We start from the raw sequence: 235 nt of genomic DNA, 5'->3' as shown, positions 1-235 counted from the left end.
GTATACGGATTGGGCGCCAACGCTCTTTTACCAAACTCTGTCAAGAAAGTGTTTTCTGTAAAAGGGAGACCGCAAGATAATCCATTAATCGTCCATGTCGCCTCTTTTGAACAAGTAAAAGAGTATGTGGACAACTTTCATCCGGCAGCAGAGAAGATTGTGAAGAACTTCTGGCCTGGACCACTAACTTTGATATTTAAGATCAAAAAAGACACTTTGCCCTCAGTTGTGACGG

Annotated in this window: 1 protein-coding gene; it reads left to right on the top strand. The window is 42.6% G+C overall.

The window, feature by feature from the left end:
• Positions 1-235 (top strand): L-threonylcarbamoyladenylate synthase (locus DVW83_RS15005; RefSeq protein WP_238699450.1); only part of this gene is annotated, 235 nt, incomplete at both ends.

The sequence above is a fragment of the Enterococcus sp. VV15 genome, from assembly GCF_005236045.1.
Lineage (GTDB): Bacteria > Bacillota > Bacilli > Lactobacillales > Enterococcaceae > Enterococcus_B > Enterococcus_B durans.
The sequence above is the reverse complement of the archived record's forward strand: the minus strand, read 5'-3'. Positions and strand labels throughout refer to the sequence as shown.